Source organism: Citrobacter sp. MGH110, from assembly GCF_001037515.1.
Lineage (GTDB): Bacteria > Pseudomonadota > Gammaproteobacteria > Enterobacterales > Enterobacteriaceae > Citrobacter > Citrobacter portucalensis.
Genome location: NZ_KQ089830.1, coordinates 2,243,579 through 2,265,260, shown reverse-complemented (window position 1 = coordinate 2,265,260; position 21,682 = coordinate 2,243,579). Strand labels below are relative to the sequence as shown.

Below are 21,682 nucleotides of genomic sequence, written 5' to 3'. Positions count from 1 at the left end.
ATAAAAGAGGGGAAAAAGTATATCACAGGAGGGAGGGGTTACCCGAGCGGGGATGCAGCGGGTAACCAACAGGTTTTTACAGCACCATGCGAACGATATCGATATTGCCTAATTCTTCGTACAGCGTTTCAACCTGCTCAATGTGTGTAGCAGTAATAGTGATTGAGACCGAGTGGTAGTTGCCTTTGCTGCTCGGTTTTACCGTCGGAGAGTAATCACCTGGCGCATGGCGCTGTACCACTTCAACCACCTGATCAACCAGCTCAGGCAACGCCTGCCCCATTACTTTGTAAGTAAATGGAGTAGGGAATTCAAGCAGTTCGTTAAGTTTGGTTTTCATGTCAGCTCCGGCGTTACATCAATAAATAATAACTCCCACAGCGCGTGGGAGTTATCTGGATACCTAGTATATGGGGACGTAAATCACACTTTCAAGTGTTCGATTTTTAGCCAAACCAGTGATGGAACATTAATTTAATGTAATCAATGATTTTCCCAAAGAAGTTGCCTTCAGGGATTTCCTGCAGGACTACCAGCGGGCGCTGCTCAATGGTTTTGCCATCCAGCTGGAAGTTGATGGTGCCGACAACCTGATTTTTCTGCAGCGGTGCGTGCAGTTCCGTGGTGTTCAGCACATAGCTTGCTTTCAGATCTTTCATGCGGCCGCGCGGAATAGTCAGGTAGACATCTTTATCTACGCCTAACGATGCACGATCGGTGTTACCAAACCAGGCGGGCTCAGAAGCAAACTCTTTACCGACTTTCAGTGGGTTCACGGTTTCAAAGAAACGGAAGCCCCAGGTCAGCAGTTTTTTACTTTCGGTTTCGCGACCTTTATAGGTGCGGCCACCCATGACGGCGGAGATCAGACGCATCTGGCCTTCGGTTGCGGATGCAACGAGGTTATAGCCAGCCTTGTCGGTATGACCGGTTTTGATACCGTCGACATTCAGGCTGTTATCCCACAGCAGGCCGTTACGGTTTAACTGACGGATGCCGTTAAAGGTGAACTCTTTTTCTTTATAGATAGAGTATTCGTTAGGCACGTCGCGAATCAGTGCCTGACCAATCATCGCCATGTCGCGAGCCGAGCTGTACTGACCGTCAGCATCGAGACCATGAACGGTCTGGAAGTGGGTGTTTTTCAGGCCCAGCGCGTTCACATAGCTGTTCATCAGACCGACGAAAGCATCCTGGCTACCGGCTGCGAAGTCCGCCATTGCCACGCACGCGTCATTCCCGGATTGCAGGTTGATACCACGGATAAGCTGAGAAACAGGAACCTGCATTCCTGGCTTCAGGAACATCAACGATGAACCTTTAAAGACCGGGTTACCTGTAGCCCATGCGTCATTACCGACGGTGACCAGATCGGTTTCTTTGAATTTCCCGGCTTTCATCGCCTGGCCGATGACGTAGCTGGTCATCATTTTGGTCAGACTGGCGGGGTCGCGGCGAGTGTCAGCGTTCTGTTCTGCCAGAACTTTGCCTGAATTGTAATCAATCAGGATATATGACTCCGCATCGATCTGCGGAACACCCGGGATCATGGTTTTAATATTCAGGTCATCGGCATGGGCAGCAGAGAGAGAAGCTGCGCAGAGAGCCGCGGTGAGCGCCATACGCTGCACGAAACGAGCGGAAAAAGTGGTCTTCATGGTCTGAACTACGACGTCCGTGATGAAATTAAAAAAAGTGCCCTACTATAGCAAATGCAAAACGGGCAGGCATCTGACTTTCCGCGTGACTTTGTTAATGTCATTTACAGAAACTGACAGTTCAGATACCTGATTTACGTTATTACACGCCGGTGATGAAGGACTGTAATTGCGCCTCGGCTTGAAGACGCTGCTGCAATGTGGAGGCTTCAGCTTTGCTGGCGAACGGCCCCATCTGGATACGCCAGACTGCGCCGTTTTGTACCACCCGACCTGGGACGCCAAATTGCTGGCTTAAACGTTTTTGATACTGCTGCGCACGCGACTGCTCGCTGACTGCGCCAACCTGAACCACGTAGCGTCCGTTGGCTACTGCCGCTGGCGCAGGTGCAGCGACGGCGGCTGGTGTTGCTGCTGGCGCGGTTGGCGTTACCGGTGCGGTGGTGGTTGGTTGCGGAGCCGGAGTCGGCTCGCTACCTTCCAGCACGCCTGCAGCGAGTGTGGTCGGCGCACCGAGGAATCCACTGCTGTTCACTGGCGCACCGGTTGTATCATCGCTTTTCAACGTGGAATTGCTGATCGGACGAATATCGCCTTGCGGCTGACCTGCATCCGATGGCGCAGGCATGCTGCCCATATTGCCACCGCCGCTTAAATCAGGACGCGCGGGCAGGGCATAGGTTTGTTTCGCTACCGTGGTACAAGCCATTCCCGGCCCGGACAAGGAACCATCCTGGGCGACGATGATCGGGTCGATACGCACTTTGGTATTGTTGGAGGTATTCAGACGGTCGGCTGCTGCACGTGAAAGTGAAATCACGCGATCGTTGCCATAAGGGCCGCGGTCGTTAATGCGCACGACAATCATCCTGCCGTTTGCCAGGTTAGTTATTCTGGCATAGCTTGGGACTGGCAGCGTCGGATGCGCTGCGGTTAACTGCATCGGGTCGAACGCTTCACCAGACGCGGTTAAGTTGCTTCCGGGTTCCGCATCATAGATAGCGGCAAGCCCTGCCTGGCTAAAGCGGGAAGGGTCCTGGACGATTTTGTAGCTCTTACCATCACGCTGATAGTCCTGATTCGCCGTTGGGTTCAGGGGTTCAAAGCGCGGATCGGCCCCGCTGATTTCAACAATCGGACCATTACACACCGCAGGCTGCGGCGCGACAGCACCCTGTTGCTGACCATCATCACTCGAACACGCCGCGAGCATTCCTGCTGCGATGCAGATACCAAGCCACTGCTTACGCATTGCGTACCCCTTACACGCTTTTCGACAACATTTTTCTATGGGTATGGATCGACATAACAATCCCGAACCCAGCCATCAGCACGATAAGTGCCGAGCCTCCGTAACTAACCAGTGGGAGAGGAACGCCAACCACGGGCAGAATACCGCTCACCATACCAATATTTACGAAGACATAAACGAATAATATCAACATTAAACCACCCGCCATGACGCGACCAAAGGTGGTTTGCGCGTGGGCAGCGATCCATAACCCGCGCATAATCAGCAAAATGTACAGCGCCAGCAGAATTAGAATCCCTACCAGACCCAGTTCTTCCGCTAATACCGCGAAGATAAAATCTGTATGACGTTCGGGTAAAAACTCAAGCTGCGACTGCGTACCGTGTAGCCAGCCTTTACCACGTAGACCGCCGGAGCCAATAGCAATTTTAGACTGAATGATGTGATAACCCGCACCCAGCGGATCGGTTTCCGGATCGAGTAACATCATGACGCGCTGACGTTGATAATCATGCATCAGGAAGAACCACAGTATTGGGATAAACGCCGCAACCAGGACCACCGCAACACCGATTAAACGCCAGCTCAAACCAGAAAGGAACAGAACAAACAGGCCGGAAAGGGCGACCAGAATTGAAGTCCCGAGGTCTGGCTGGGCGGCCACCAGCAGGGTGGGCATAAATATCAGCACCAACGCAATGGCGGTATTTTTTAGCGATGGCGGGCAAACATCACGGTTGATGAAGCGCGCGACCATCAGCGGCACGGCAATCTTGGCGATTTCGGAGGGCTGAAAACGCACAATCCCCAAATCCAGCCAGCGCTGCGCACCTTTGGAGATTGCGCCGAAGGCATCTACCGCCACCAACAAAATGATGCAAAAGATGTAGAGATAGGGAGCCCAGCCTTCATAAACTCGGGGCGGGATTTGCGCCATCACCACCATGATGACCAGGCCCATTGCGATCTGACCGACCTTGCGCTCCATCATGCCAATATCCTGGCCGCTGGCGCTCCAGATGACCAGCGAGCTGTAAACCAGCAGCGCCAGCAAAATAAGCAACATCGTGGGATCGATGTGGATTTTGTCCCAGAATGTTTTTTTGTTCGGATTATCCGTCACGATTATTGGTCCTCCGCTGCTGCAACCGCGGGGTTTTCTGCAGGCAGATTGGTGTTATTGTCGCCCAACATAATGTGGTCAAGGATCTGGCGCATAATGGTACCCACAGCCGGGCCCGCGCCACCGTTTTCAAGGATTATGGCGACAGCAACCTGGGGCTTATCATAGGGTGCGAAGGCCGTCATCAGCTTGTGGTCACGTAAGCGCTCGGCGATCTTATGTGCGTTATAGGTTTCATTGGCTTTCAGGCCAAAGACCTGTGCAGTACCGGATTTCGCCGCAATTTTGTAAGGTGCGCCAGCGAAATATTTGTGTGCAGTACCGTTAGGACGGTTGGCTACACCGTACATGCCGTCTTTTGCGATTTCCCAATAACCGGAATGAATGTCACCAACGGGTGGTTCGTGTGGCTGAATCCACGGCACTTGCTTGCCGTTTTCTGCTGTGCTCATCAGCAGATGCGGGACTTTTACCAAACCGTCGTTGATAAGGATCATCAGCGCTTTACTCATCTGGATAGGGGTTGCCGTCCAGTAACCCTGACCGATGCCGACCGGAATGGTATCACCCTGGTACCATGGCTTTTTGAACCGTTTTTGCTTCCACTCGCGGGTTGGCATGTTTCCGGCGCGCTCTTCGGCAAGATCGATACCCGTATATTGACCGTAGCCAAACTTGCTCATCCACTCTGAAAGGCGGTCTATCCCCATATCATAGGCGATTTGATAGAAAAACGTATCCGCCGACTCTTCCAGAGAACGGGTGATGTTCAGATGGCCGTGCCCCCATTTTTTCCAGTCGCGGTAACGTTTTTCAGAGCCCGGTAATTGCCACCAACCCGGATCGAACAGACCAGTATTGCGGGTGATGACGCCTGCACTTAATGCAGAAACCGCGACGTAAGGTTTAACCGTCGAAGCAGGAGGGTAGACACCCTGAGTTGCGCGGTTAACCAATGGGGTATTCGGGTCATTGAGCAACCCGGAGTAATCTTTACTCGAGATACCATCGACAAACAGGTTCGGGTCGTAGCTCGGCATGGACACCAGTGCGAGAACGCCACCGGTACGCGGGTCGGTGACTACCACCGCGGCACGACTGCCCGCCAGCAGCGTTTCGATGTACTGCTGGAGTTTCAGGTCAAGGGTGAGATAGATATCGTGCCCGGCCTGCGGCGCCACTTCTTTCAGTTGGCGAATGACGCGGCCACGGTTGTTCACTTCAACTTCTTCATAACCCGTCTGGCCGTGAAGTACGTCTTCATAGTAGCGTTCAATACCCAATTTACCGATGTCGTGCGTCGCCGCGTAGTTGGCCAGCTTGCCGTCTTTGTCCAGGCGGTCCACGTCTTTATCGTTGATCTTCGATACGTAGCCAATGACGTGGGTCAGCGCAGAGCCGTAGGGGTAATAGCGGCGTTTATAGCCTTTAACTTCGACGCCGGGAAAGCGATATTGATTAACGGCGAACCGTGCCACCTGCACTTCACTGAGGTTAGTTTTTACCGGAATGGAGGTGAAGCGGTGTGAACGGGCGCGCTCTTTTTTAAAGGCGGCAATGTCGTCGTCCGTCAGGTCTACGACGTTACGCAGCGCGTCGAGGGTATCCTGAACGTTGTCGACCTTTTCCGGCATCATTTCTATCTGATAAATGGTGCGGTTAAGGGCGAGCGGAATTCCGTTACGGTCATAAATGATGCCGCGACTGGGGGCGATAGGCACCAGTTTGATGCGGTTTTCGTTCGAGCGGGTCTGATAATCAGTAAAGCGAACGATTTGCAGATTATAAAGGTTGGCGATCAGCACGCCGGTGAGCAGCAAAATCCCCAAAAAAGCGACCAGCGCCCGGCGCACAAACAGCGCGGACTCAGCCGAATAGTCGCGAAAAGAATTCTGTAGTTTCATCCGCTGCTTAATCTACTCAAGAATCAATGATCACTCACGGTGATAAGGATGGTTGGTGGTGATGCTCCACGCCCTGTACAGACTCTCCGCGACCAGAACCCGAACAAGAGGGTGAGGAAGGGTTAACGCAGAGAGTGACCAGCTTTGTTCCGCTGCCGCTTTACAGGCAGGGGAGAGACCTTCCGGCCCGCCAATCAATAGACTGACGTCACGACCGTCCAGTTTCCAGCGTTCCAGTTCAGTCGCCAGCTGCGGCGTGTCCCAGGGTTTACCAGGGATATCAAGGGTGACGATGCGGTTTTTGCCTGCGGCAGCCAGCATCTGCTCACCCTCTTTGTCGAGAATGCGTTTAATATCCGCGTTCTTGCCGCGTTTCCCTGCCGGGATTTCGATCAGCTCAAAGGGCATATCTTTCGGAAACCGACGGAGATACTCCGTAAACCCGGTTTGCACCCAGTCAGGCATCTTCGTACCCACAGCGACAAGTTGCAGCTTCACGCATTAACTCCAGAGTTTTTCCAGTTCATACAGGCGACGGCTTTCTTCCTGCATCACGTGGACAATCACATCACCGAGGTCAACGACGATCCAGTCTGCAACGTTCTCGCCTTCTACGCCGAGCGGCAGCAGGCCAGCTGTGCGGGACTCCTGAACAACGTGGTCTGCGATAGACATTACATGACGGCTGGACGTGCCGGTGCAGATAATCATGCAATCAGTGATGCTGGATTTGCCCTGAACGTCTAAGGCGATGATGTCTTGACCTTTCAGGTCATCAATTTTGTCGATTACAAAATCCTGAAGTGCTTTACCCTGCAAGTGTTCCCCCTGGGTGAAAAGAGTTAAAAACGTCTGTTAGTATACCTGAACCAGAGGCGATATCGGGACAAATGTCTCCGAAAGCGCTTTTGAAGTGCGCTATCATCCCACCCCACGCCGCAGAATGCATCGCCATTTTTGTAAAACAATTTCTGCAAAGCTCTGAAGGGCGGGAAAAGTCAGGTTGCGGAGAATAACAGCCTGTCATGGGGTGTCAATGGGAGAGAAGCCCTTCGGCAGAAAAAACAGGGCTTTCACTCCCCGTCGTGCCATACAGCCCGGCTGTTGAGCACTTTAAGAACCGCAAAATCGTCGCAAAAATCAATTGCGCTCCAGCAACCTTGTTCGACGCGAAAATGCCACATTGCTGTAGCCGGCATGGACAGCAGACGGGCGATCAACACGCTCAGAACACCCTGATGGCTCACCACCAGTAGGTTTTGGCACGTTTTGTAATCAGCGAGCTGAGCAATAAAGCGTTCCACGCGCAGGGAAAACGCCTGAAAACCTTCACCATTGGTTGGCGTCGCATTCTGCCAGTCGTTACACCACACGGCGTAGTTTTCGGCGTCTTCTCGCGCCAGATCGCGATGATGGCGCATTTCCCAGTCACCAAAAAACATCTCATTGAGCTCAGGCATGTTGCGCACAGGAACCTCGCGATCGCCTAAGATCAACTGCGTTGTATGGCGGGCACGTTCCAACTCGCTGCACAGAACGTTGTCGACAGGCACATTGCGTAACAGCGTACCCAGTGTTTGCGCCTGAGCGATACCCCGTTCCGTTAGCGGTGTGGGGGCGTGGCCGCTGTATAAACCAGCGACATTGGCTTCAGTTTCTCCATGACGTACTAACCAGAGTCTCATTTTTTCCTCTTGAGGTTATTCGCACAAAACATGATGTTTGCCCTGATTGCGCAGAGTTTTTTCACTAAAATACCTTTTTTTGCGTGGAGCGGCACGATGTCTTTATTGAAGAGCGCGCATGGTGGCAATACCCGAGAAGCCGCCGTACTGTTGGGCATCTCGCCTGAACAATTGTTGGATTTTAGCGCGAATATTAATCCGCTGGGTATGCCGGCAAGTTTAAAACGCGCGATCGTCGACAACCTGGACTGCGCGGAGCGTTACCCGGATGTTGATTACGCTAAATTGCATGCGGCGCTGGCGGAGCATCATCAGATTCCTGCCTCATGGATACTTGCCGGAAACGGCGAGACTGAGTCGATTTTCACTTTGGTGCAAGGACTTAAACCACGCCATGCGATGATCGTGACGCCCGGGTTTGCTGAATATCGTCGGGCGCTGCAATGGGGAGACTGTACGATCCATGAGTTTGCGCTGCGCGAAGACGATGGCTGGCAGCTTACCGATGCAATCCTCGATACGTTAACCTCAGAGCTGGACTGCCTGTTTCTCTGTACGCCCAACAATCCCACTGGCTTGCTGCCCGATAACCGCCTGCTGCGCGAAATAGCCGCGCGTTGTGAGTTGCTTGGGATCAATCTGATCCTTGATGAAGCGTTTATCGATTTTATTGCCGGGGAGCAGGGGTTTATTCCGCTGCTTCGGGATAACCCGCATATTTGGGTGCTGCGCTCGCTAACCAAGTTCTATGCGATACCGGGGCTGCGGTTAGGGTATCTGGTCAACAGTAATGAACAGGCTGTTGCACAGATGCGCCGTCGACAAATGCCGTGGTCAATTAACGCATTTGCTGCACTGGCAGGCGAGATTATTTTACACGACAGCGCATATCAGCAGGCAACATGGAAGTGGCTGGAGCAAGAGGGCGCGAGGTTTGATCGGCAGTTGAAAGAACTGCCCGGCTTGACGGTGTATCCTGGCAGGGCAAATTATCGCTTATTGCGCTGCGATCGGGCGGATTTTGATCTGCAACGCGCAATGCTGGAACAACATGTCTTGATTCGCAGTTGTGCTAATTATCCGGGGCTGGATGCGCGCTATTATCGGGTAGCCGTTCGCAGCCAGGAAGAGAATAACCGCCTGTTGGCGGCTCTACGCAAGGTGCTTAGCGGTACAACCCCTGCTGATTGATATAGTCAAGCACTGCAGCTGGCATCAGGTCGTCGCACGGCTCGCCTTTTTCCAGACGCTCACGGATGAGCGTGGCGGAGATGTTAAACCACGGCGTTTCAGCCAGATAAATTTTCCCGCAAGGCAAGTTGTGCAGGTCATCTGGCGAATGGGTCAGATGATCCTCCAGCCACTGCTGGTGCTTTTCCTGCGCCATTTCGAGCGGATAGCCCGGACGTCGGCAGACAATGAGGTGGGTGTTACCCAGAATCGTGTCGTAGTCATGCCAGGACGGAAAGGTAAGCAGTGAGTCCTGGCCAATAATAAACGCTAATGGCACGTCCGGTCCTTGCTCCTCGCGCCACTCTTTGAGCGTTTGCGCGGTGTAGGAGGCGGTATCGCGTTTCAGTTCGCGTTCATCAAGGGAGAACAGCGGCTTATCGGCAATGGCCAGTTCAACCATGCGTTGACGTTGTTCGCCGGACGCTTCGGGTTGCGCACGATGCGGCGGCACATTATTGGGCATGATAATAACCCGGGAAAGGCCAATCAGATTCGCCAGAATTTCAACCGGTTTAAGATGACCATAATGCACCGGATCAAAGGTGCCACCGAACAGAGCCTGCAATGATTTCATATCAACCATCAATAAAAACATCGGCCAGCGATTTATGGCAGAGCAACAGGGAAAGCCCCTCAAGTTCCGCCCACACTGACTGACCATAGTCTTGTTTAAGCGTAATTTCCGTACGCGTTAACAGCGTTACCGCCTGACGCAACTGCGCAGGATTCAGCCGGTTTAGCGCGTCTCCCATCATACCCCGGCGATTTTGCCACACCCGGTGTTTATCAAACAACGTGCGTAAAGGCGTATGGGCTGACTGCCGTTTTAAGTTGACCAACAGCAGTAATTCACGCTGTATCGTGCGCAGCAAAATAACCGGCTCACTGCCTTCCAGACGTAACTGTTGCAGAATGTGCAGCGCGCGTTTGCTTTTGCCCATCAGCAGCGCATCCACCCAATGGAACGGGGTAAAGTGCGCGGCATCGTTAACGGCTTTCTCCACGCGAGGCAGCGTTAGTTTGCCATCAGGCCAAAGCAATGCTAGCCGTTCCAGCGCTTGCGCCAGTGCTAACAGATTACCTTCATAGCAATAACACAACAGCTGATTCGCTGCGTCATCCAGTTGTAGATTGTTAAGCTTCGCCCTGGCGGCGACCCAACGAGGAAGCTGTGCTTGCTCCGGCGTCTGGCAGCTTACCTGCACCGCATTATTGGCAAGTCCGGTATACCATGCGGCGTTTTCCTGCGCTTTAGTCAGTTTGTTGCCGCGAACGATCAGCAGCAGGTCGTCATGTAGCAGTGTGACGAGTGAAGCGAGCTGTTCGTTAATGGCGGCATTGGGGCCATTTTCAGGCAACTGCAAAAGTAGGGTTTGACGGCTGGCAAACAGGCTCATTGCCTGGCAGAGTGAAAAAATCTCTCCCCAGTCGGTGCTATTGTCCAGGGTGAAAGCGTGGTGTTCTTCGAACCCTTGTGTGGCGGCAGCCTGACGGATAGCGTCCTGGCTTTCCTGCAACAAGAGAGGATCGTTACCTAAGAGCAAATACGCCGCGCGCAGCCCCTCATTGAGCTGTGCGCGGAGTTGTTCAGGGTACAACTTGAGCATCAGTTACCCAGCGTGGTGGAAACACGCGCCGGAGATGACGCAGGCTCTGCGGCTTTTGTCGCCGCTGGCTTAGCATCATCATCAGCATTGGATGACAGAGTATCGGCCAGATGTACGCTTGGCAGCTTACGAATTAACTGTTCAGCCGCTTTGTCATACATCTCTTTGATGATCATCTCTTGCTCGTTATCCTTCGCCAGTGCAGCCTGTGGGTTGTCAAAGAACGAACGATAAACTTTGGCGCTGATTGGATAAATATCATGACCCGGAATCAGCACAGTAGCACTTACGGACATCACCATCTGGTATTCAGCCGTTTGACCGTTCTGGAATACCGACGCCGTATCCTGCGATATGCTGACCGCGCCAAGACGCAAGGACGTCACATCTTTACGCATTGAGCCGTCCTCTAGCAGCGTAACGCCGTTCAGACGCAGCTGATTACGAACCGCGCGGCTTAATGGGCCGTTTGGATCCCCAGAGTCCAGAATCATGGTTTTCATTGAGGGTGGGACCTGCGTAGTATTACGCAGATGCCATCCACATCCGGCGGTGACAAGCACCGCCAGAGATAACAACAATGTTGTCAGAAGTCGCACGCTTCCTCCCGCGCTTAGCCAACGACCAGATTGAGGAGTTTACCCGGTACATAAATCACTTTACGTACGGTAACGCCATCAAGATATTTTGCTACCAGATGCTCCTGGCCAGCACGCTCACGAACCTGCTCTTCAGTGGCGTTTACCGGAACGGTGATTTTGCCACGTACTTTGCCGTTTACCTGAACCACAACCAGCGTTGAGTCTTCAACCATTGCCGCTTCGTCCGCCACCGGCCACGGTGCGTTGTCGATATCGCCTTCGCCTTTCAGTGCTTCCCACATCGTGAAGCAAACGTGTGGGGTGAACGGGTTCAGCATGCGAACGACGGCCAGTAAGGCTTCCTGCATCAGGGCTCTGTCTTGTTCGTCTTCCTGCGGTGCTTTCGCCAGCTTGTTCATCAGCTCCATAATCGCCGCAATTGCGGTGTTAAAGGTCTGACGACGACCAATATCATCGGTAACTTTAGCAATGGTTTTATGTACGTCGCGACGCAGCGCTTTTTGGTCTTCGCTCAACGCATCAACGTTCAGGGCAGCAACATCGCCTTTGGAAGTATGTTCGTAAACCAGCTTCCATACACGTTTCAGGAAGCGGTTCGCCCCTTCAACGCCGGACTCCTGCCATTCCAGCGTCATATCAGCCGGAGAAGCGAACATCATGAACAGACGTACCGTGTCAGCGCCGTAACGTTCAACCATAACCTGCGGGTCGATACCGTTATTTTTCGACTTGGACATTTTGCTCATGCCGGTATAGACCAGTTCATGGCCTTCTGCGTCCTGAGCTTTGACGATACGACCTTTTTCGTCGCGCTCAACGATGGCATCAACCGGAGAAACCCAGTTACGCTCGCCGTTTGCACCAACGTAATAGAACGCATCAGCCAACACCATACCCTGGCACAGCAGCTGTTTGGCCGGTTCGTCAGAGTTGACCATGCCCGCATCGCGCATCAGCTTGTGGAAGAAGCGGAAGTAGAGCAGGTGCATGATGGCGTGTTCAATACCACCAATGTAGATATCAACTGGCAGCCAGTAGTTTGCGGCTTCTGGATCCAGCATCCCTTCGTTGTACTGCGGGCAGGTGTAGCGCGCGTAGTACCAGGATGATTCCATAAAGGTATCGAAGGTGTCGGTTTCACGCAGGGCGGGCATGCCGTTAACGGTGGTTTTTGCCCACTCCGGATCGGCTTTGATTGGGCTGGTGATGCCGTCCATAACCACGTCTTCCGGCAGAATAACCGGCAACTGATCTTCTGGCGTCGGCAGCACGGTACCGTCTTCCAACGTCACCATCGGAATTGGCGCACCCCAGTAACGCTGACGGGAAACACCCCAGTCACGCAGACGGTAGTTCACTTTACGCTCACCCACGCCTTTCGTTACCAGCTTGTCAGCAATGGCGTTGAAGGCAGCTTCGAAGTCGAGGCCGTCAAACTCGCCGGAGTTAAACAGCACGCCTTTTTCGGTCAGAGCTTGTTCGGACAGATCCGGCTCTGCGCCTTCAGCGGTCAGAATTACTGGCTTGATGGTCAGGCCATATTTTGTCGCAAACTCGTAATCGCGCTGATCGTGGCCCGGAACGGCCATGACTGCGCCCGTACCGTATTCCATCAGGACGAAGTTTGCTGCCCAAACGGGGATTTCTTCGCCAGTCAGCGGGTGAACAGCTTTAAAGCCCGTGTCGACGCCTTTCTTCTCCATGGTTGCCATTTCGGCTTCAGCAACCTTGGTGTTGCGGCATTCGTCAATGAAGGCGGCCAGTTCTGGGTTATTTGCAGCAGCTTTCTGCGCCAGCGGGTGACCTGCGGCAACGGCCAGATAGGTCGCACCCATAAAGGTGTCCGGGCGGGTGGTGTAAACGGTCAGCGTGTTATCGTAACCGTTCACATCGAAGGTGATTTCCACGCCTTCAGAACGGCCAATCCAGTTGCGCTGCATCGTTTTCACGGTGTCAGGCCAGTGATCCAGGTTATCCAGGTCACGCAGCAGTTCGTCAGCGTAAGCGGTAATTTTGATGAACCACTGTGGGATCTCTTTACGCTCGACTTTGGTATCGCAACGCCAGCAGCAGCCGTCGATAACCTGTTCGTTCGCCAGTACGGTCTGGTCGTTCGGGCACCAGTTGACCGCAGACGTTTTCTTGTACACCAGGCCTTTTTTGTACAGCTCGGTGAAGAATTTCTGTTCCCAACGGTAGTATTCCGGGGTGCAGGTCGCCAGCTCACGGCTCCAGTCGTAACCGAAACCCAGCATTTTGAGCTGGTTTTTCATGTATGCGATGTTGTCGTACGTCCACGGTGCTGGCGCGGTATTGTTTTTAACCGCAGCGCCTTCTGCAGGCAGACCGAACGCATCCCAGCCAATTGGCTGCAGTACGTTTTTGCCCAGCATGCGCTGGTAGCGGGCGATCACGTCACCGATGGTGTAGTTACGTACGTGGCCCATGTGTAGTCGACCAGAAGGATAGGGAAGCATAGACAGGCAGTAATACTTCTCTTTGCTCTCGTCTTCGGTAACTTCAAATGTGCGCTTCTCATCCCAGTGAAGCTGTACTTTGGATTCTATCTCTTCCGGGCGGTATTGCTCTTGCATGGCAGCCAGTGGTCCTGTTTTCAATACAGCTACAAACGTAGCTTTAGATGTGGTGTTTCAGATCCGCATAGCATAGCCCAAACGCCCGCGCCAAAACAGCCTTTCGCGCATTCAGCGTTGAATTCCCGCAAGGATAATTCTTGCACGAATTTACACACTCTGTGGACAGTCTTGCAAAGCGTAGCGTAAATAACGTCTATTATTATAGACAGTTAACGACCCAGGAGGCGAAGCGATGAACAAGGTTGCTCAATATTACCGTGAACTGGTGGCTTCACTGAGCGAACGTCTGCGTAATGGCGAACGCGATATTGATGCGTTGGTGGAGCAGGCGCGTCAACGAGTTATGCAGACCGGGGAGTTAACGCGAACCGAGGTAGAAGAGCTCACCCGGGCCGTCAGACGTGACCTGGAAGAGTTTGCTCTGAGCTATGAAGAAAGTCTTGATGAGGAGACAGACAGCGTCTTTATGCGGGTTATCAAGGAGAGTATCTGGCAGGAACTGGCCGATATTACCGATAAAACGCAGCTCGAATGGCGCGAGGTGTTCCAGGATCTCAGTCATCACGGGGTTTATCACAGCGGTGAGGTGGTCGGATTAGGTAATCTGGTCTGCGAGAAGTGCCACTTCCATTTAGCGGTTTACACCCCGGATGTGCTGCCACTGTGTCCGAAATGCGGACACGATCAGTTCCAGCGCCGACCGTTTGAGCCGTGATGATTAGGCGTGCCAGAAGTTATTTGTAGGCCTGATAAGATGCGCCAGCATCGCCATCAGGCAATATGCCGGATGGTGGCGCAAGCGCCTTATCCGGCCTACAGTTTTACGCGTAATATCTTAAACGTTCTGCCAGCAAATCGACAAACCCTTGACGATCCACGTCTACCATTACGGTGGCGTTTGGCTTATTGCCGCTCAGGAAGTAGTAATCCACCACGGTCATTCCCTGGGTATATTTACCCTGAGTTTCCACGCCGACCCAGCGTTCAACGGTGGTAAACAGTTCAGGTTTCAGCAGCCAGGCAATGGTGCATGGATCATGCAGTGGCGCGCCGATGAATCCCCATTTTTCATCTTTATGATACTCAAAGAAGAAGTCGAGTAGTTCAGCCACGATCGTCGAAACAGGGTTGCCGATAGCGCGGAACCGCTCGGTATCTTCGCGATGTATTTGCGCTTTATGCGTGACGTCCAGACCAGCCATCACCACTGGAATGCCAGACTGGAATACGATTTCAGCGGCTTCAGGATCCACGAAAATATTGAACTCGGCGGCGGGCGTCCAGTTTCCGAGGCCCATCGCACCACCCATAATTACGATACGGGCGATTTTGGCGTGCAGCTCAGGATGGCTATTCAGAAGCAATGCGACGTTAGTCTGCGGCCCGGTGGAGACAATGGTCATCAGTTCCGGGCTTTCACGCAGGGTTTTCGCCATCAGTTCCACGGCGGTACAGTCTTGTGGCGCAAAAGCGGGTTCCGGCAGCGCCGGGCCATCCAGCCCACTCTCGCCGTGAACGTTATCGGCGATAATCAGATCGCGCATTAGTGGTTTCACTGCGCCACCAGCCACTGGGATATCCGTACGGTTGAGCAACGTTAACATGCGCAACACGTTACGCAGCGTTTTGTCAGGTGTCTGGTTACCGGCTGATGAGGTTATCGCTTTCACATCCAGTTCTGGTGAGGCGAGGGCGAGCACAATTGCGATAGCGTCGTCATGACCCGGATCGCAATCAAACAGGATAGGAAGTGCCATTGTTGCTCCTTGTAAGTGGGACTTTGTGACAAGGTTAACGCTGGGCTGTATGTGTTTCGAGAGGCGAAGGGATAAAGCGTGAGGTGGCGCGCACATGGAGGTGCGCGCCAGCAAGATTAGTGCAGTATTTTCGCGAGGAAGTCTTTGGCACGGTCCGATTTCGGATTAGCGAAGAACTCTTCTTTCGGTGAGTCTTCAACAATTTTCCCTTCATCCATGAAGATCACCCGGTTCGCCACTTTACGCGCAAAGCCCATTTCGTGGGTTACCACCATCATGGTCATCCCTTCATTGGCCAGTTCAACCATAACGTCCAGTACTTCGTTGATCATTTCAGGATCAAGCGCCGACGTTGGTTCGTCAAACAGCATGGCGATAGGATCCATGCACAGCGCCCGGGCGATAGCGACACGCTGTTGCTGGCCCCCTGAGAGCTGAGCTGGAAACTTCTCCGCATGTGCTGACAGACCAACGCGTTCCAGTAACTTTTGCGCTTTGTCGCGGGCCGGCTTTTTATCGCGCTTGAGCACTTTTACCTGCGCCAGAGTCAGGTTCTCAATGATCGACAGGTGAGGGAACAGTTCAAAGTGCTGGAACACCATACCAACGCGAGAGCGCAGTTTGGCCAGATCGGTTTTTTTATCATTCACCACGGTACCATCAACGGTGATGACGCCTTGTTGTACCGGCTCCAGCCCGTTCACCGTTTTTATAAGCGTTGATTTACCTGAACCTGACGGGCCGCAGACCACCACCACTTCACCTTTTTTCACTTCCGTGGAGCAGTCGGTCAGCACCTGAAAGTGACCATACCATTTAGAAACATTTTTCAGGGTAATCATTAAACTGTCCTTTTCTTCAAATAGCTGACCAACAACGATGCGCTCAGACTGAATACAAAATAAACGGCGCCAGCAAACAGGATCATTTCAACCTGCGTGCCGTCACGCTCGCCAATGGTAGAGGCGGTACGGAAGAAGTCTGCCAGACTTAATACGTAGACCAGCGAGGTATCCTGGAAGAGTACGATGCCCTGGGTTAGCAGCAGCGGTACCATCGCGCGGAATGCCTGCGGCAGAATAATGAGCTTCATCGACTGCCAGTGGGTCATCCCCAGAGCCAGCGCGGCGCTGGATTGCCCACGAGAAATACTCTGGATACCGGCACGGATAATCTCGGAATAGTACGCGGCTTCAAACATCGAAAACGCGACCATTGCTGAGATCAGGCGAATATCGGTTTTTGGCGACAGACCCAGTACGTTTTGCAGGAAGCCGGGCACAATCAGGTAGAACCACAGCAGCACCATGACCAGCGGAATAGAACGAAATACGTTGACGTAGCCTTTCGCAAACCAGGCAATCGGCGCGAAGCTGGACAGACGCATTACTGCAAGGATGGTTCCCCAGACAATACCAATGACTACCGCCGTAACGGTGATTTTCAGCGTGATGATTAACCCATCCAGCAGATACGGCAGGGAAGGGATGATAGAACTCCAGTCAAATTCGTACATTATTTGCCTCCCAAATTGCCAGGCAGGCGGATTTTACGTTCAACGAGATTCATCATCAGCATGATGACGGCGTTAATCAGGACGTAAGCCAGAGTGATAGCGGTAAACGATTCCCATGCGTGGGCGGAGTAATCCAGCAATTTGCCCGCCTGTGCCGCCATATCGACCAGGCCGATGGTGGAGGCGATCGCGGAGTTCTTCACCAGGTTCATCATCTCTGAGGTCATTGGCGGAACAATCACGCGGTAAGCGTTTGGCAGCAGCACATAGCGGTAGGCCTGCGGTAGCGTTAGCCCCATCGCCAGTGCGGCGTTTTTCTGCCCACGAGGCAGAGACTGAATTGCGGCGCGAACCTGTTCGCAGACGCGCGCGGCGGTAAACAGCCCCAGACAAAGCATTGATGAGAGGAAGAACTGGATGTTGGGATCCAACTCAGCCTTGAACCACATCCCAATGTTTTCCGGCAGCAGTTCCGGAATAACCAGATACCAGGTAAAAAACTGGACGATGAGCGGAACGTTACGAAATAGCTCAACGTACAGCGTGCCGATCCCAGAAAGGAAACGATTTGGAACGGTACGTAAGATGCCGAATAAAGAGCCTATGAGGAAAGCGATAATCCAGGCGGTGATGGATAACGCGACAGTGACCTGGAAACCACTCCAGAGCCAGCCGAGATAGGTGGTGTTGCCGAACGGGGCTTGTTGTAAAAAAATACCCCAGTTCCAGTCTATAGACATAAATCTACTCCAGAAAAAAAAGGGTAGCAGCGCTACCCTCGAAGATTGTTATTCGGCGTTTTGCGGTTTTCAGGCCTGATGGGGAACGACCATCAGGCTTATAGTCTGTCCGTGCCGAGTAACAATCGAGAGGGAGGGGAAGCCTCCCATTTATTTTAGTTAGTTAAGCGCTTTATCATTTGGTTCTTTGAACAGAGCTTTCATCTCGTCTGACAGTTCGAAATTCATGTTCAGGTTCTTCGGCGGAATTGGGTTTTTAAACCACTTATCAAACCATTTCTCAGCTTCGCCTGAGGTTTGCGCCTTGGCGATAGTGTCGTCCATCAGCTTTTTGAACTCAGGATCATCTTTGCGCAACATACAGCCGTAGGCTTCCTGAGACTGTGGCTTGCCGACGATCTCCCAGTTGTCTGGTTTCTTCGCTTTCGCGCGCTCGCCAGCCAGCAGGGCGTCATCCATCATAAAGGCAACGGCACGACCGCTTTCCAGAGTACGGAAAGAGTCACCGTGGTCTTTAGCGCTGATGATGCGCATATCCATTTTTTGTTCTTCATTCAGCTTGTGCAGCAGAACTTCGGAGGTGGTACCCGAAGTCACGACTACGGCTTTACCTTTCAGATCGGCGAAATCTTTGACGTCGCCGCCTTTTTTCGCCAGCAGACGGGTGCCGACAACGAAAATGGTGTCAGAGAAAGCGGCTTGTTTTTGGCGCTCGACGTTGTTGGTGGTGGATCCACATTCAAAATCGAAGGTGCCGTTTTGCAGCAGCGGGATACGGTTTTGTGAAGTAATCGGGATCAGTTTTACCTGCAGATCAGGCTTGTTCAGCTTTTTCTTCACGGCGTCAACGATCGCGTTGGAGTAATCCTGTGAATAACCGACCACTTTTTGCTGATTATCGTAGTAAGAAAACGGTACTGATGATTCACGGTGGCCGACAACGATCACGCCATTTTTGGCGATCTTATCCAGCGTGCTGCCTGCCGCTGGTGCTGAGTCTTCTGCGTGCGCCAGACCGGCGGACATTCCCATGACCAGCATGGCAGTGGCGAGCTTACGTAATTGCATATCCAACTCCTTTATCGTCTGCGCCAGGGACGCATTGATACCCATTGTGATGTTGTTATTGTTTGCTACTAAAACGTGCAGTCTTGTATGTGTTTGTTAACATTTAGTTTGGATGAATGTAAAGAATTTGCTGTGTTATTGTTTATTTTTGCGAAGTGCGCCGCACCATTTGGGGGCAAAAATATCTTGTTGCACTTTTCAGGTGCTACCGGCGCTCAACTTTGGTGCGACCAGGTTGCACATTCAGCCAAAACAGCGTTTGCCTTGTAGAACAAAGCAATAGACGTGCCAGAATGGTCTTTTGGAGGGGGGAAGTAGGCCTGATAAGCGTAGCGCCATCAGGCACGATGCTGCACAACTGCCGGATGGCGGCGTACCGCCTTATCCGGCCTGCATTTGATGGGGCACTGTTTTACTTACGACGTTGACGCAGACTCATTACCACTGCGCCAAAGCCAAACAGCGCGGTTAGCAGCCAGAGCGGCCAGTTTCCGGTACGGGCATAAGGGGTTAAGCCCGTCGTTGGCGTCACGCTGGTGGTCAGCACCTGACGGGTAAACTGCGGGATCATCGCCTGAACTTCGCCCTGCGGACCAATCACCGCCGTAATACCGTTGTTGGTGCTACGCAGCAGAGGTCGCGCCAGCTCCAGGGAACGCATACGCGCCATCTGGAAGTGCTGCCACGGGCCAATAGATTTACCAAACCATGCATCGTTAGAGATAGTCAGCAGGTAGTCCGTATCCGGGCGGAAGTTATCCCGTACCTGTTCGCCAAGAATGATTTCGTAGCAGATGGCAGCGGTCAGCTTAAAGCCGTGTGCATGCAACTGTGGCTGTACATAAGGACCGCGGCTGAACGAAGACATTGGCAGATCAAAGAATGGCGCTAGCGGGCGCAGGATAGATTCCAGCGGGACAAATTCGCCAAACGGTACCAGATGGTTTTTGTTGTAGCGGTTGCTGGAGTCGTAGCTGTATGGGCTGTCTTTACCCAGTGTGATGATGGTGTTGTAGGTGTCGTAACGATTCTGCTTGTTCAGACGCGCGTCTACAATACCGGTAATCAGCGTGCTGTTTTTCGATTTCAGCAGGTCATCCATCATGCTCAGAAAACGCTGCTGGTTAATTTCCAGGTCCGGAATAGCGGATTCTGGCCAGATGATGAGCTGTGATTTGCCCATCTCAGGCTGGGTGGCGTCGAGATAAATCTTCAGGGTGTTGAGTAACTGGCCTTCATCCCATTTGAGCGACTGCGGGATGTCACCCTGCACCATCGAGACCTGGGTGGTTTTTTCCGGCTCCAGCGTGTACCACTGAATATAACGTAGCGGAAAGGGCAGAGCGAAAAGAACTGCGGCGGCAGCCAGCGGCTTCCAGTTACGCGTTACCAGTGCAAGTGCCAGCAGGCCGCTAACCATCATCAGCAGGAAGTTTATCGCCTCAACGCCCATTACCGGCGCCAGCCCTTTTAACGGACCGTCGATCTGGCTGTAGCCGAATTGCAACCACGGAAAACCGGTCAGTACCCAGCCGCGTAGAAATTCAGTGATTTGCCAGACTACCGGCGCGGCAATCGCTACACGTATCCAGGTAGTTTTCGGCCACAGACGCGCCAAAACGCCGGCAAACAGGCCAGTGTAGAGGGAAAGGTAAGCAGCAAGCAGAACCACGAGGAAGACGTTAACGGGGCCCGGCATACCGCCAAACTGCGCGATACTGACGTAAACCCAGTTGATGCCTGAGCCAAACAGTCCCAGTCCCCAGAAATAGCCGATAGCGGCAGACTGGAGCGGACGGCGGTTGAAGGTGAGAGCCTGCAGGCCCATCAGCGAAACAATCGCAGCGGGCCAGATGTCATACGGTGAGAAAGCCAGTGTCCCGCAGGCACCGAATAATAACGCCAGCAGCAGGCGAATGCGCTGGCGTTCAATTAAAGGGGCAAATGCCATGTAGTCTTAGATCCAGTTTCGGGTTTATTCGTCCAGTTTGGGCTGGGGTGAGTCGTCCGGAATTCTGACATGAACCTGAATAATACGACGGCTGTCGGCCATTGCCACTTTGAACTGGTAACCATCAATGTCGATGGTCTCTCCACGCGCGGGCAGATGACCGAAGGCCTGCATGACCAACCCGCCAATGGTATCCACTTCTTCATCGCTGAAATGCGTGCCGAAAGCTTCGTTGAAGTCTTCAATCGGCGCCAGTGCACGAATAGTCCATGTGTGGCGACTGAGCTGACGGAAATCAATATCGTCTTCTTCGTCGTACTCATCTTCAATTTCACCGACAATCAGTTCAAGGATGTCCTCAATGGTCACCAGACCTGAGACACCGCCAAATTCGTCGATGACGATAGCCATATGATAACGCTGGGAGCGGAACTCTTTCAGCATGCGGTCAACCCGCTTGCTTTCAGGGACGACAACCGCCTGGCGTAACACTTTCTCCATGCTGAAGGCTTCGGCATCGCTACGCATAAACGGCAGCAGATCTTTGGCCATCAGAATCCCTTCAATGTGATCCTTGTCTTCGCTAATTACCGGGAAACGCGAGTGGGCAGACTCGATAATGACATCGAGGCATTCGTCCAGAGTTTGGTTGCGTTTCAGGGTAATCATCTGGGAGCGAGGGATCATGATGTCGCGAACACGCTGGTCCGCAATATCCATTACCCCTTCGAGCATATCGCGCGTATCTTCATCGATAAGGTCGTTTTGCCCGGAATCACGGATCAGCTCCAACAGTTCGTCGCGGTTTTTCGGTTCACCGTGGAAAAGTTGGCTCAGTAACAGGGAAAAAAATCCCTTTTTGCTGTTTAAGGTGTCACTACTGTGTGAATTGTCGTCGCTCATGGCGTCGTATGGGTTCTCATGTTAGTTAATACAAAGCGCGTCATGCGTTTACTCAGCTGTTGACGGCATATCTCTTCATTGTACTT

At 52.8% G+C, this 21,682-nt stretch carries 21 protein-coding genes; 2 read left to right on the top strand and 19 right to left on the bottom strand.

All coding sequences use genetic code 11. The features are described 5' to 3' along the window. Positions 1-76 precede the first annotated feature (76 nt). The 8 genes from ybeD to SK38_RS10845 all read right to left on the bottom strand — a co-directional run bounded on the left by ybeD (position 77) and on the right by SK38_RS10845 (position 7,622). Positions 77-340: a DUF493 family protein YbeD gene (ybeD, locus tag SK38_RS10880; protein WP_003022706.1), complete on the bottom strand. Its 264-nt coding sequence runs from the start codon at positions 338-340 to the stop codon at positions 77-79. A 106-nt stretch (positions 341-446) separates the two neighbouring features. After that, complete coding sequence (dacA, locus tag SK38_RS10875; protein ID WP_003022711.1) at positions 447-1,658, bottom strand: D-alanyl-D-alanine carboxypeptidase DacA; 1,212 nt, start codon at positions 1,656-1,658, stop codon at positions 447-449. Between the two features lie 142 nt (positions 1,659-1,800). Further along, a complete protein-coding gene (gene rlpA / locus SK38_RS10870) occupies positions 1,801-2,910 on the bottom strand; it encodes an endolytic peptidoglycan transglycosylase RlpA (RefSeq protein WP_032942683.1) in 1,110 nt (369 codons plus the stop codon). 10 nt (positions 2,911-2,920) lie between these two features. Continuing rightward, a complete protein-coding gene (gene mrdB / locus SK38_RS10865; protein ID WP_003022718.1) occupies positions 2,921-4,033 on the bottom strand; it encodes a peptidoglycan glycosyltransferase MrdB in 1,113 nt (370 codons plus the stop codon). A 2-nt stretch (positions 4,034-4,035) separates the two neighbouring features. Then, positions 4,036-5,937, bottom strand: coding sequence for a peptidoglycan DD-transpeptidase MrdA (mrdA, locus tag SK38_RS10860; protein ID WP_003831292.1), 1,902 nt, complete (start codon positions 5,935-5,937; stop codon positions 4,036-4,038). 30 nt (positions 5,938-5,967) lie between these two features. Next, positions 5,968-6,435, bottom strand: coding sequence for a 23S rRNA (pseudouridine(1915)-N(3))-methyltransferase RlmH (rlmH, locus tag SK38_RS10855; protein ID WP_003022725.1), 468 nt, complete (start codon positions 6,433-6,435; stop codon positions 5,968-5,970). Between the two features lie 3 nt (positions 6,436-6,438). Continuing rightward, entirely contained in the window at positions 6,439-6,756 is a 318-nt protein-coding gene (rsfS, locus tag SK38_RS10850) for a ribosome silencing factor (protein WP_003022728.1), read from the bottom strand. A 254-nt stretch (positions 6,757-7,010) separates the two neighbouring features. Beyond that, a complete protein-coding gene (locus SK38_RS10845) occupies positions 7,011-7,622 on the bottom strand; it encodes an adenosylcobalamin/alpha-ribazole phosphatase (RefSeq protein WP_048235891.1) in 612 nt (203 codons plus the stop codon). Positions 7,623-7,718: 96 nt separating this feature from the next. Between SK38_RS10845 and cobD the strand changes: the two genes are divergently transcribed. After that, positions 7,719-8,813 (top strand): threonine-phosphate decarboxylase CobD, encoded by a 1,095-nt coding sequence (gene cobD / locus SK38_RS10840; protein WP_048236468.1) that lies wholly within the window; start codon positions 7,719-7,721, stop codon positions 8,811-8,813. On the opposite strand, the gene nadD is transcribed toward cobD, so the two are convergent. The 4 genes from nadD to leuS are packed head-to-tail and all read right to left on the bottom strand — an operon-like array spanning position 8,788 to position 13,658. Then, positions 8,788-9,429: a nicotinate-nucleotide adenylyltransferase gene (gene nadD, locus SK38_RS10835; RefSeq protein ID WP_100247219.1), complete on the bottom strand. Its 642-nt coding sequence runs from the start codon at positions 9,427-9,429 to the stop codon at positions 8,788-8,790. The genes cobD and nadD overlap by 26 nt on opposite strands. 1 nt (position 9,430) lies before the next feature. Next, complete coding sequence (holA, locus tag SK38_RS10830) at positions 9,431-10,462, bottom strand: DNA polymerase III subunit delta (RefSeq protein WP_032942687.1); 1,032 nt, start codon at positions 10,460-10,462, stop codon at positions 9,431-9,433. Continuing rightward, positions 10,462-11,061, bottom strand: coding sequence for an LPS assembly lipoprotein LptE (gene lptE, locus SK38_RS10825; protein ID WP_048235890.1), 600 nt, complete (start codon positions 11,059-11,061; stop codon positions 10,462-10,464). Before lptE ends, holA begins: the two co-directional genes overlap by 1 nt. A gap of 14 nt (positions 11,062-11,075) precedes the next feature. After that, positions 11,076-13,658, bottom strand: a complete 2,583-nt coding sequence (leuS, locus tag SK38_RS10820; protein ID WP_156183255.1) for a leucine--tRNA ligase — start codon at positions 13,656-13,658, stop codon at positions 11,076-11,078. A 235-nt stretch (positions 13,659-13,893) separates the two neighbouring features. Between leuS and SK38_RS10815 the strand changes: the two genes are divergently transcribed. Beyond that, positions 13,894-14,376 (top strand): zinc ribbon-containing protein, encoded by a 483-nt coding sequence (locus SK38_RS10815; RefSeq protein ID WP_003022748.1) that lies wholly within the window; start codon positions 13,894-13,896, stop codon positions 14,374-14,376. A gap of 106 nt (positions 14,377-14,482) precedes the next feature. On the opposite strand, the gene rihA is transcribed toward SK38_RS10815, so the two are convergent. The 7 genes from rihA to corC form a co-directional block, all read right to left on the bottom strand. After that, on the bottom strand, positions 14,483-15,418 hold the full coding sequence (gene rihA, locus SK38_RS10810; protein ID WP_048235888.1) for a pyrimidine-specific ribonucleoside hydrolase RihA: 936 nt from the start codon (positions 15,416-15,418) through the stop codon (positions 14,483-14,485). Between the two features lie 116 nt (positions 15,419-15,534). Then, positions 15,535-16,260 (bottom strand): glutamate/aspartate ABC transporter ATP-binding protein GltL, encoded by a 726-nt coding sequence (gene gltL / locus SK38_RS10805; protein ID WP_003022754.1) that lies wholly within the window; start codon positions 16,258-16,260, stop codon positions 15,535-15,537. Continuing rightward, a complete protein-coding gene (gene gltK / locus SK38_RS10800) occupies positions 16,260-16,934 on the bottom strand; it encodes a glutamate/aspartate ABC transporter permease GltK (RefSeq protein WP_003831315.1) in 675 nt (224 codons plus the stop codon). Before gltK ends, gltL begins: the two co-directional genes overlap by 1 nt. Next, positions 16,934-17,674 (bottom strand): glutamate/aspartate ABC transporter permease GltJ, encoded by a 741-nt coding sequence (gene gltJ / locus SK38_RS10795; RefSeq protein ID WP_048235887.1) that lies wholly within the window; start codon positions 17,672-17,674, stop codon positions 16,934-16,936. Before gltJ ends, gltK begins: the two co-directional genes overlap by 1 nt. A 159-nt stretch (positions 17,675-17,833) precedes the next feature. Next, positions 17,834-18,742 carry an amino acid ABC transporter substrate-binding protein gene (locus SK38_RS10790; protein WP_048235886.1) on the bottom strand — a complete coding sequence of 303 codons (909 nt, stop codon included), beginning with the start codon at positions 18,740-18,742 and terminating at the stop codon, positions 17,834-17,836. Positions 18,743-19,154: 412 nt separating this feature from the next. Further along, complete coding sequence (gene lnt, locus SK38_RS10785; RefSeq protein ID WP_048235885.1) at positions 19,155-20,693, bottom strand: apolipoprotein N-acyltransferase; 1,539 nt, start codon at positions 20,691-20,693, stop codon at positions 19,155-19,157. Between the two features lie 24 nt (positions 20,694-20,717). Then, positions 20,718-21,596 carry a CNNM family magnesium/cobalt transport protein CorC gene (gene corC / locus SK38_RS10780; RefSeq protein WP_003022770.1) on the bottom strand — a complete coding sequence of 293 codons (879 nt, stop codon included), beginning with the start codon at positions 21,594-21,596 and terminating at the stop codon, positions 20,718-20,720. Positions 21,597-21,682 lie beyond the last annotated feature (86 nt).